This window comes from Stieleria sp., assembly GCF_041595215.1.
In the GTDB taxonomy this organism is placed as follows: domain Bacteria; phylum Planctomycetota; class Planctomycetia; order Pirellulales; family Pirellulaceae; genus Stieleria; species Stieleria magnilauensis.
This window is the reverse complement of record NZ_JBFHKV010000186.1, coordinates 1-10168: the sequence shown is the minus strand read 5'-3', so window position 1 is coordinate 10168 and position 10168 is coordinate 1. Positions and strand designations below refer to the sequence as shown.

Genomic DNA, 10168 nt, shown 5'->3' with positions numbered 1-10168 from the left:
TTCGGGGTTGACGACCTTATTCCTTTGCGCTGGTTTCATTCCAGAAATGTCCGGCACCCGTTTCCCCGTTGCAGGACACGGTGCAAGAGATTGAAAATTGCAAAATGAAAACTTCCAATTGCAAATTTGCATTTTTCAATTCTCGATTTTCAATTTGCAATCTTCCGTCCGTCCAGGTTCCTCCGACGCATCCTGTCACAGCTGAAGCGAGGCCGAGCGGTGACGAAATCAAAAGGAAGCTACCACACGGGGTGCGCTTCGCGACCCCGGGCTTGGTTGTACCACCGCTCTGCGGTGTACACCGATTTGCTTTTCCAGCAAAGGAGTTGGTCAGTCACCCCTTTCACGTCCCGATCCGGCGACGCTGGCAAGCAGGATGCTTACCCCACTTTAGATCAGCGACGCGATCACGAGGGCGACGACGCTCATCAGTTTCAGCAGGATGTTCAACGAAGGTCCCGAGGTGTCTTTGAACGGGTCGCCGACGGTGTCACCGACGACGGCTGCCTTGTGGGCTTCGCTGCCTTTGACCAACATCTGGCCGTTCACTTCGTAACCTTCCTCGATCATCTTCTTGGCATTGTCCCAGGCGCCACCGGCGTTGGATTGGAACAGCGCCATCAAGACGCCGCTGACGGTCACCCCGGCCAGCAACCCGCCCAGCATCAAGGCGTTGGTGTTTCCCGGCAGACCAGCCAGTTTGGGTACGAAACCGAAACCGACGGGGACCAAGACGGCGACCAATCCGGGAACGATCATTTCGCGAATCGAAGCCCGCGTGGAGATCGCGACGCACTTGCCATATTCCGCCTTGCCATCGGCTGCTTGGAACGTCTCCTGGTCGGCTTGCGACCACGCTTCGAAGTCTTTCCCGTCGTTGTCATTCATCACCTTCAACGCCGCCTTCAACTCAGGGATGTCCTTGAATTGTCGGCGAACCTCTTCGATCATCCGCATCGCGGCCCGGCCGACGGCATTCATCGACAGCGCCGAGAACAAGAACGGCAACATCCCACCGACAAACAATGACGCCATGACGAACGGATTGGTAATACTGATCGCGACGATCGGCGTTTCGGCGTGGGAGGCGTTGTAGGCGGTGATGAAGGCGGCGAACAGCGCCAGCGCGGTCAGCGCGGCCGAGCCGATCGCGAATCCCTTGCCGATCGCCGCTGTGGTGTTGCCGACCGCGTCCAGTTTATCAGTGCGGCCCCGAACTTCGGCGGGCAGTTCTGCCATTTCCGCAATCCCACCGGCGTTGTCCGAAATCGGTCCGTAAGCATCGACGGCCAATTGGATGCCGGTGTTGGAAAGCATGCCGACCGCGGCGATTGCGATCCCGTACAGGCCGGCCATCGAATACGCACCGATGATAGCGGCGGCGATGATCAGAATCGGAATCGCGGTCGAGATCATGCCCACACCCAACCCGGAAATGATGGTGGTCGCCGGCCCGGTGACCGACTGACGAACGATCGAGATGACCGGCCCCGTGCCCGTGCCGGTGTAATACTCCGTGATCTTTCCGATGCCCAGCCCCGCGGCCAAACCAAACAAAATGGCAAAGAACACACCGCTGCTGGTGTAAACAAACGCGCCGGCACCTTCACCGACGGTCCAGGTGGCCGGCAGCATGAACTTGATGATCACATACGTCAGCAGCAACAGGATGGCAGCGGAACCAAATTCTCCGTAATTCAATGCGTGGTGCGGATTGCCGCCTTCTTTCACTTTGACGAAAAACGTACCGACGATTGAAGTCAGGATCCCGACGCCGGCGAGCACCAGCGGCAACAGAACGGCCGACAGCCCGCCGAAATCATCCAGGCCTGCTTGGTTGAAGACGGTAAAAAACGCACCGCCCAATACCATCGTGCCGATGATCGATCCGACGTAGGACTCAAACAGGTCCGCCCCCATGCCGGCCACGTCACCGACATTGTCGCCGACGTTGTCCGCGATCGTGGCCGGGTTCAACGGGTGGTCTTCGGGAATCCCCGCTTCAACCTTGCCGACCAAGTCCGCACCGACGTCGGCGGCTTTCGTATAAATCCCGCCGCCGACCCGGGCAAACAATGCGATCGAGGACGCACCGAAGGAGAATCCGGTCAGCACCGTGATCACGCGGGTGAGACTGGCTTGGGTGTCCAGGCCAAACAGGTTGGCGTAAACCACAAACAAGATGCTCAAGCCCAGTACGCCCAGCCCGACGACGCCCATGCCCATCACGCTGCCGCCGGCAAAAGCGACTTCCAGGGCCTTGCCAAGGCTGGTTCGCGCCGCGTTGGTCGTTCGCACGTTGGCTTTGGTGGCCACGATCATGCCGATGAATCCCGCCAATGCCGAACAGATCGCGCCGGAGGCGAACGAGAGCGCGACCAACGGTGACGAAGATTCGCCTTGGGTGCTGCCGGCGTATCCCAGCAAGATGGCCACCCCGATGACGAACACTGCCAAGATCGAATACTCCGCCTTCAAAAACGACATCGCCCCTTCGGAGATGTTGGCCGCGATGCGTGCCATCTTTTCTCCCCCGACTTCCTGTTTCGAAACCCAGGTGGTTTTCCAATAGGTGAAGACGAGTCCGGCCACACCGAGCAGGGGAATCAAGTAGGAAATCCATGGGATGGCCACGCCGGCTGTCGTCGTTTCCGTGGGGGCGACGACATCGCCGGTGTCTTGAAATGCCAACGCCGTCATCGGCGAGAGCGCCAACGACAGTGCGCCGACGACAAGGAGTGTGCGGAAAAGCGTGCGAAAGTGTGTGTCACTGGTGCACGTCCGAAACAAAGCTGCGATCAGAACGGTGACTGCGACGAAAACAATGAATTCCAACATGGTGTGTGTTCCTTCGTGACACGGTCAGACAGCGAGCGTGCTCGCGCTAGGTCGAGTGATAAACTGAAAGCGGGCAATTCTTTGCGCCAACAGTAAGGGAGAATCTATCAGAAACGAATGCCCGACTCAGGCGTCAACCGGGTCCTTGCGCCAAAAAGAAGACGCCGCCCCACTTGAGCGTCGAATCCGCTTCACGACAAACGCGACACTCCGCTAACGCCTCGTCCGCGGATCACCTTGAAAACGGAAGGTGATCTATGCGTTTGTCCCGATGCAAGAACTGTGCCACCGGCGGACCGGCCGCTGTGAACTTTTTCATCGCGTTTCGAAAGGGACGCCGATGCGAACGGTTGTCTTTGACCGAGTGAGGGTTCACGAAAGTCGTTGCCACAAGCTGGCAATGAATCCGCGTTGAAGCCCCTGGTCCTTCCCGCGCGCCTCGGTTTCCCGCTCTGCTTTTTCCTCGGCAGCGGCTTGTTCGAAAAACTGTTCCAAAGCCACCAGTTCGCCGGCGTCAAGCCAAACGCCGCCACACTCGGCACAGCGATCAATCAAGATCTGTGAACAGTAAGCGTATTCGCGCGGATGCAGTTCGCCCTGGCACTTCGGACAACGAATGTCCGGCTGAGACTTTTGTCGTGCCAGTTCATAGGCTCGAGCGACGACATTGATACGTTGCAATTGCTGCGAATAATCGTGCTCGATCGTTTCTTGGATCGTCTTCAATTCGCCCGAATCAAGCCAAATTCCCCGGCACACGGGACAGCGATCCACGACGACATCTGCTTCATAGGTCTCACTCGCCAATGTGGCTCCATCGCGCGGACATTTCATGGCCATTCACTCGCTAAAGACATCAATTGCTTGGTTGCGGTCGCCCCATCCGATCGGGGCGTCACTCAAGTATATCAAGCGATGGAACACCCAAAGCAACGCATCGCTTGTCAACGCCTCCGACGGAACGAAAAGTTTTGACACGCTGCGTTCCTTGACGGACTCACTCGGCCAAATCAACGACCACGTCACGGATCTGCGAGGCATCGTCAAATAATCGCCAGCGATCCGCAGGCACTTGCTCAAACGCCGTCTGAAACCGTCCGTCCATCCGGTCAGACGCCGTGACATTGCGGATGAAGATCCCGGCGATCTGGTCCGGGTAATCGCGCGCCAGTTGACCGTAGATCTCCGGGTCGTGTTCCCCGCTGTCGCCGAGCAGAATGAATCGGCGATCCGGAAACGAATCCAACAGCGGCTCGATCGCGGCGAGTTTGGTGGCCCGCTGGGAGGAAAGCAATCCGAGTCCGCTCGAATCGGTCAACCGAAAGTACTTGAGGTGATAGGTACCTTGCGGGAATCCCTGATCCGAGAAGAACGCTTGCAACGGTGGATACAGTTGCCAGGGGCTGCCCGAGACATAGTGAAACGCAACGCCGACGTCAGCCAAATCCGCGTACAGTTCGGGCATGCCGTCCACCGCTCGAAAGGCGCGCGTGAACGTGTTTTGCAACAATTCCGACCGGTCGGTCACCTGGGAATGTTTGATCGTGTCGTCGATGTCGGAGATCAGCGAAACACCACGTGGGGCGATCAAATGGATGCGTCCGTCAAACGACCTGGAATCACGGGAAGGCAAAACCGCAGTGAAGGTCAACACCCGGCTTTGCGGCGCGCCGATGTCTTGTGGACCGACACCCAACCCGGCGGCGTCGGAGACCAAGGAACGACGAAAATGACCATTGGCAGCGGAGACGCCCGCGGCAAATTGATTTCCGGCGACGTCGATGGTGACGGATTTGCCGCGTTCATTGTCCACCAGAAACGGTCGGATTCGATCGGACAGAAACGCATCCTTGTCGATCTCAACATTGCCACGCATCGAGGATTTCAGCGTCGCAATCAGCAACGCCCGCTTGAACGATCCGTCTTCGGGCTCGAACACCTTGCCGTGCACGTCAAACCGCCACACCTGAGCTTGTTCGTCAAAGCGCCCGTAGGTCGGATAGAACAAAATCTCCTCATCCGCGTTGAGGGTCGAAGGCGGCAGCGTGCCGGATTCCGGTTCGCGACCGACCACCCATGTCATCGCAACGGCCAGCGGGATGACCAACGCGAGGCTTTTGGCGGGGTTTGGCATGGGGGGGCTCCGTCGGAATTATCGAGACCATGGCTGCGCGAATCATTGAGCCGTTTGGCGCGAGCCTTCGGGCCTTCACCATACCGAAAGAGCCCCTCTGACGAGATGGATCATGCACATTTTTAAGTTTGCATGCACCTTCTAGAATTGGATACCACAGGGGACCATGGCTGGACGATGCTCTACACTTGCAGACTCTTGCATCGAAACCGCTGTTGGAATGGAAAGACGGAATGTGCTCAAACATGACACCTGCGACAAAACTCGTGATCGGCTGCCTGACGATCTTTACGGCGACCACACTTTGCAACCCCGCGTCCGCCGACCGGTGGTCGCAGTTTCGGGGGGACCAAATGGACGGGATCGCCCGCACGCAGCATCCCCAACGCTGGAGCGAAACGGAGAACGTTCGCTGGTCGGTCGAGGTACCCGGTGAGGGCTGGTCCTGCCCGGTGGTGTGGGAGAATCAAGTGTTCTTGACCGCGGCCGTTCCGGTGACCGAATCCGCATCCTCCGGACCGGAAGAATACAGCGGTGGCGGGGGCAGCCGCCGTGACGACTTGACCCGCGTGACGTATCGCTGGCAGGTGATCTGTCTGGACGCCACGACCGGGAAAGAGATTTGGCGACAAACCGCCCGCGAGGGCCGACCGACGATGGGCCGGCACAGCTCGAACACCTATGCCACGGAGACACCGGCGACCGATGGCCGGCACGTCTATGCCTACTTCGGCATGACCGGGCTGTATTGTTTTGACATGGCGGGCAACAAGGTTTGGGAAAAAGACTTGGGCAGCTACCCGATGCGGGCCGGTTGGGGAACGTCCAGCTCGCCGGTGTTGTTCGACGACAAGCTGTTTCTGCAGGTGGACAACGAACAGCAATCGTTTCTGGTCGCGATCGATGCCGAAACGGGCGACGAAGTCTGGCGGGTCGATCGCGACGAGAAGTCGCAATACAGCTCTCCGATCCTCTGGAGCAACAGCCGGCGCGACGAGCTGATCGTCGGCGGCATGCACTACCGATCGTACGATCCCCAAACGGGAACGCTGTTGTGGAAGCTGGACATGGAGAAAGGCCGCAGCTCGGCGACCCCCTTGGCCGTCGGCGATCGACTGTACGTCGGAACGGAATACCGCAACCGGGGTGGTGCCGACGACGGCGGCGGATTCCTGTTCGCGATCAAGCCGGGCGGCAGCGGCGACATCACCCCGCCCGCCGGCCAGTCACAAACCGAGCATGTGGCCTGGAAAATTGAGCGATCGGGTATTCAAATGGCGTCGCCAGCCTACTGCAACGGAAAGCTGTACCTGCTGGAACGACGCAGCGGAGTGATCCACTGTGTCGATGCCGAGACGGGCAGCACCGTGTATCGCTCCCGCGTGCCCCGAGCCCGAGCGTTTTGGTCATCCCCTTGGACCGATTCAGATCGGGTGTACTGTGTTGACACCAGCGGAACGACGTACGTGTTGGCGACAGGCGACGAGTTGAACGTGCTCGGCACCAACGAGATCAACGAAATGACTTGGTCGACGCCGGCGATCGCCGACGCCGCCGTCTACTTCCGCACCGCCTCGAAACTTTACTGCATCGCCACGCCATAGCATGCTCGCCGCCCCATGTCAGATCCACCACTTAGGAAACTAGAAGTCAACTGGAGCGATTTGGAAACAGCTTTCAGTCAGACCGATGACTTTGGCGTCTTCGAACAACAAAGTTATTTGAATACCAAGAATGGCCACATCATTAGATGTGCGTGATTGGTTGGTCAATCTAAGTACGGACTGAGATGACGCAGGACGCGTTTCGGGCTGACGATTCCCATCACCGTCCCATCGACTTTCAAGACAGGGACGTGGCGGTGTCCGGCAACGGCGATTCCCGCCAACGCCATCCCCACCGGGTCCGTTTCGTAAACCACCGTCGGATCGGCTGACATCACTTCACCGACGGGTTGATCGGCCAGTGCAGCATAATTCTCGGCGACCTTTTCCAGAACGTCACGCTCGGTGAAGATTCCGACCAACGTTTCGCCTTTGACGACCAGCAAACTGGAGACCTTCAGTTCACTCAGCATCTCAGTCGCCCCGCGAATCGAGGTGTCGACCGTTACCTGAGCGCTGGGCGTCGATTGCATGTCATCGATCGCCTCTTCAGCCAACACGCGATGCAACTCGCTGGCGTATTGCGTCGGTTCGTAATTGTTGAGCGGATCTTTGAAGTCGTCGGGATCCGATTGGGGCGTACCGTTCACTGTGTCATGCTCCTTCGCGTTGCTGCATCCAAGGTGTATTGCCGAGTCGTTGCACCAAGACCTGTTGCGGGAAACGCTCGGCGAGGTACTCCGCGATGCCACGTTGTCCGGTCACTCCGATCAATTTGCCCTCTTCATCGGTCACTAGGACAAACCGCAGTCCGTCGCGTTCCACGGCGTCCCAGACGCGTGAGATCGGATCGCTCGATCGGACCACCAGCAAACCGGCGTCGGTAAAATCGCCCACCACATGATCGGCAAGCGAGAGATCTCGCGCGAGCATGTCGACGAGCGACTGTTCGTTGAACAGCCCCGTCGGGGTGCCGCCCTGGTCGACGATGACCGCACATCCGAGTGACTTTTCGCGCATCAATTTGACCGCGTCCAGGGCCGTGGTGTCATGCTGCACGGCAATTGCGTCCCGCAGGGGAAGGTTCCCAACGGTGTCCTGGTCTAATTCGCCACGAAATCCCATTCGCTTCTCCTCGTGTCGTAAGGTTTCGCCCACCCTGGAAAAATCTTGCTGCTGGCCGAGCGGAGACCAGGCGGGCGTCAATTGTGTGCGGGTGCGTCACGATCGTTGCGGAAGTGTGCACCAACCCGGCACCCGGGACGACCGCATGTTCCGGTGGCATGGGCAAAGTCATCGGCTGCACCCGCGCGCCGAACAAGCCGACGTAAGTGCAAGATCGATGCCCGAATCGTTGAATCCTGACATCGCCGGCCGATTCGGAGCGAAAAAGGGGGTCAGCAAACGTTGGTGTTTAGCCTTCAGGCGATTCCCGGTCGCTGCGACGCAGCGACAATGGTCGACTGAAGCCTGCACACCAACACTCATCCCCGTGTCTTCGCCGGGCCGGATGTTTTTGTGATCCGCCAGTTTTTGGGGACGATCAGGCGTGCCCCGCGTGCGAACGTCAGGTAGGACCACGCCCAGGAAAGGAAAACGAACGTCCGATTGCGAAATCCGTTCAAGTAAGCGATGTGGATCAACAGCCAGGCCATCCAAGCCAGCCGCCCGGTCAGCTTGAATCGTCCACTCTGTGCGACCGCGCGGCGTCGACCGATCGTTGCCATCTGGCCTTTATCAAGGTACTTGAACCGAGACCGCTCAGGCGCGGGACGATCGATCACAAAGCACTGGGCTTCGCGGCTGATCAGTTCACCAAGGTAGCGGCCTTGTTGTATCGCAACCGGCGCCAATCCGGGCAACCCCTTGCCGTCTTCGTCCTTGACTGACGCCATATCGCCGGCGACGAAGATGTTCCGTTTGCCCGGGATCGATAAATCGGGTTCGACCACAACCCGGCCGCTTCGATCGGTCGGCACGCCGAGCGATTGACCCAGCGGGCTCGCCTGAACGCCGGCCGCCCAGATCACGGTCCTGGCCTGCAAAAAATGATCACCGATTTGAACTCCGCGGTCGGTCACCTCGGTGACTTGGTCTCCCAAGCGGACTTCCACACCGATGCTTTCCAGCGCCTGCTTGCTGTACTCGGACAGATCGTCGGGGAACTGCTCCAAGATCCTCTCGCCCGCCTGGACCAGGATCACGCGTGCCAAACTCGCATCGATCGACCGAAAGTCACGCTTGAGTGTGTAGCGAGCCATTTCGGCAATCGCGCCGGCCAATTCAACACCCGTCGGCCCGCCGCCGACGATGACGAAGGTCATCCAGTGGTCCTGCTCGGTCGGATCATCGGTCCGCTCGGCCTGCTCAAAGGCGAGCAACACACGACGGCGGATCTCCGTCGCTTGGGGAAGCGATTTCAATCCCGGTGCGTGCTGCTCCCACTGGTCATTGCCGAAGTAACTGTGCACGGCACCGCATGCGACGACCAGATAATCGAATTCGAACTTGCCCGCGTCGCTGTACACCAGCCGCCGCTCGACGTCCACGCCCGTGACGTTTCCCAGCAAGGTGCGGACGTTGCGAAAGGGCGACAACATCGAACGAATCGGTGATGCAATGTCCGATGGATCCAGTCCCGCCATGGCAACCTGGTACAGCAAGGGCTGAAACACATGGTGATTGCTCTTGTCGATCATGATGACATCCACACAATCACATTTCCCCAACCGCTTGGCCGCCTCGATTCCCGCGAAGCCGCCCCCGACGATCACCACTTTGCGATTGGGACGACTCATTGTGGCATGCCGGTACGTGGATCAGCGGACTGCGGAGACTTGACCGTTGAATTGTTGATTCCGGTCAACATGCTGGTCCAGGGGGCAACCGGAGTTTGTCGGATGTCGGCGGCGATTTCGGAAAATCTCAAAAACGCCCAAATAAATCCTCCCGCCGTGCGTCTCTTCTCTTGGGGCCGGTCGAGTTAATTGGAGTCGAGTCAATTGGCGGCACGAGCACCCATGTGACGGTTTGTTCAGCGGGAGTCAGGTGATGGACGGGAAAAACGAACGAATGCTCTGCCAATGTCCGCGTGGGCACCGGCTCCGCGGTGACGTCACATTGATCGGAAAAACGATTCGCTGCCCACGTTGCCAGGAAGTGTTTGTGTTCGGATACGCCATCCGGGAAGTCCTCTCCGACACCGCCGTGCTAAAAATCCTGGCGGAAACGCCGACCCGGGCGGGTGTGAGGGCTTCCGTTTGATCTTGGTCGACGGCGCGTTGACGATTTTTGCTGTGATCGGCCGTCTTTCCCGGCCGCCACGCACCTTGTCGTCGAGTCTCCGATTAGGCTGATTGCGATGGTATTTGATACTGCCCAATCCACAGCCTCGACCGACCATGAATCTCGCCAAGACGGCTTTGTCTGCCACGCTCCGAACACCACGTCAGATCTTCCTCTGCTGCTGGATCGCCTTTCTCGGGTTGTCGCCCGCGCCCCGTCCGGTCTCCGCCGAGCGACCGGCCATTTCGCGGCGTCCTCTGGAGCATCATGACTACGACGTTTGGAACACCCTGTCGTCATCGCAACT

8 protein-coding genes are annotated in these 10168 nt (G+C 58.9%); 2 read left to right on the top strand and 6 right to left on the bottom strand.

Going from position 1 to position 10168, the window contains the following annotated elements:
* Positions 1 to 390 precede the first annotated feature (390 nt).
* The 3 genes from ABX749_RS09685 to ABX749_RS09675 all read right to left on the bottom strand — a co-directional run bounded on the left by ABX749_RS09685 (position 391) and on the right by ABX749_RS09675 (position 4972).
* Positions 391 to 2838, bottom strand: coding sequence for a sodium-translocating pyrophosphatase (locus tag ABX749_RS09685; RefSeq protein ID WP_372895800.1), 2448 nt, complete (start codon positions 2836 to 2838; stop codon positions 391 to 393).
* Positions 2839 to 3210: 372 nt separating this feature from the next.
* Positions 3211 to 3672 (bottom strand): zf-TFIIB domain-containing protein, encoded by a 462-nt coding sequence (locus tag ABX749_RS09680; protein ID WP_372895799.1) that lies wholly within the window; start codon positions 3670 to 3672, stop codon positions 3211 to 3213.
* A gap of 163 nt (positions 3673 to 3835) precedes the next feature.
* On the bottom strand, positions 3836 to 4972 hold the full coding sequence (locus tag ABX749_RS09675) for an App1 family protein (protein WP_372895798.1): 1137 nt from the start codon (positions 4970 to 4972) through the stop codon (positions 3836 to 3838).
* Positions 4973 to 5217: 245 nt separating this feature from the next.
* On the opposite strand from ABX749_RS09675, the gene ABX749_RS09670 reads away from it, so the two are divergent.
* Positions 5218 to 6576: a PQQ-binding-like beta-propeller repeat protein gene (locus ABX749_RS09670; protein ID WP_372895797.1), complete on the top strand. Its 1359-nt coding sequence runs from the start codon at positions 5218 to 5220 to the stop codon at positions 6574 to 6576.
* 164 nt (positions 6577 to 6740) lie between these two features.
* On the opposite strand, the gene ABX749_RS09665 is transcribed toward ABX749_RS09670, so the two are convergent.
* The 3 genes from ABX749_RS09665 to ABX749_RS09655 form a co-directional block, all read right to left on the bottom strand.
* Positions 6741 to 7226, bottom strand: a complete 486-nt coding sequence (locus ABX749_RS09665) for a cyclic nucleotide-binding/CBS domain-containing protein (RefSeq protein ID WP_372895796.1) — start codon at positions 7224 to 7226, stop codon at positions 6741 to 6743.
* 4 nt (positions 7227 to 7230) lie between these two features.
* The gene (locus tag ABX749_RS09660; protein ID WP_372895795.1) at positions 7231 to 7701 is read right to left on the bottom strand and encodes a CBS domain-containing protein; all 471 of its coding nucleotides are present in this window, start codon (positions 7699 to 7701) and stop codon (positions 7231 to 7233) included.
* A gap of 359 nt (positions 7702 to 8060) precedes the next feature.
* Positions 8061 to 9374: an NAD(P)/FAD-dependent oxidoreductase gene (locus tag ABX749_RS09655; protein WP_372895794.1), complete on the bottom strand. Its 1314-nt coding sequence runs from the start codon at positions 9372 to 9374 to the stop codon at positions 8061 to 8063.
* 603 nt (positions 9375 to 9977) lie between these two features.
* On the opposite strand from ABX749_RS09655, the gene ABX749_RS09650 reads away from it, so the two are divergent.
* Positions 9978 to 10168 (top strand): hypothetical protein (locus tag ABX749_RS09650; protein WP_372895793.1); only part of this gene is annotated, 191 nt, incomplete at its 3' end.

Coding starts and splice junctions, on each gene's coding strand:
- ABX749_RS09685 (WP_372895800.1), bottom strand. CDS start 2,838: ATGTTGGAATTCATTGTTTTCGTCGCAGTCACCGTTCTGATCGCAGCT.
- ABX749_RS09680 (WP_372895799.1), bottom strand. CDS start 3,672: ATGAAATGTCCGCGCGATGGAGCCACATTGGCGAGTGAGACCTATGAA.
- ABX749_RS09675 (WP_372895798.1), bottom strand. CDS start 4,972: ATGCCAAACCCCGCCAAAAGCCTCGCGTTGGTCATCCCGCTGGCCGTT.
- ABX749_RS09670 (WP_372895797.1), top strand. CDS start 5,218: ATGACACCTGCGACAAAACTCGTGATCGGCTGCCTGACGATCTTTACG.
- ABX749_RS09660 (WP_372895795.1), bottom strand. CDS start 7,701: ATGGGATTTCGTGGCGAATTAGACCAGGACACCGTTGGGAACCTTCCC.
- ABX749_RS09655 (WP_372895794.1), bottom strand. CDS start 9,374: ATGAGTCGTCCCAATCGCAAAGTGGTGATCGTCGGGGGCGGCTTCGCG.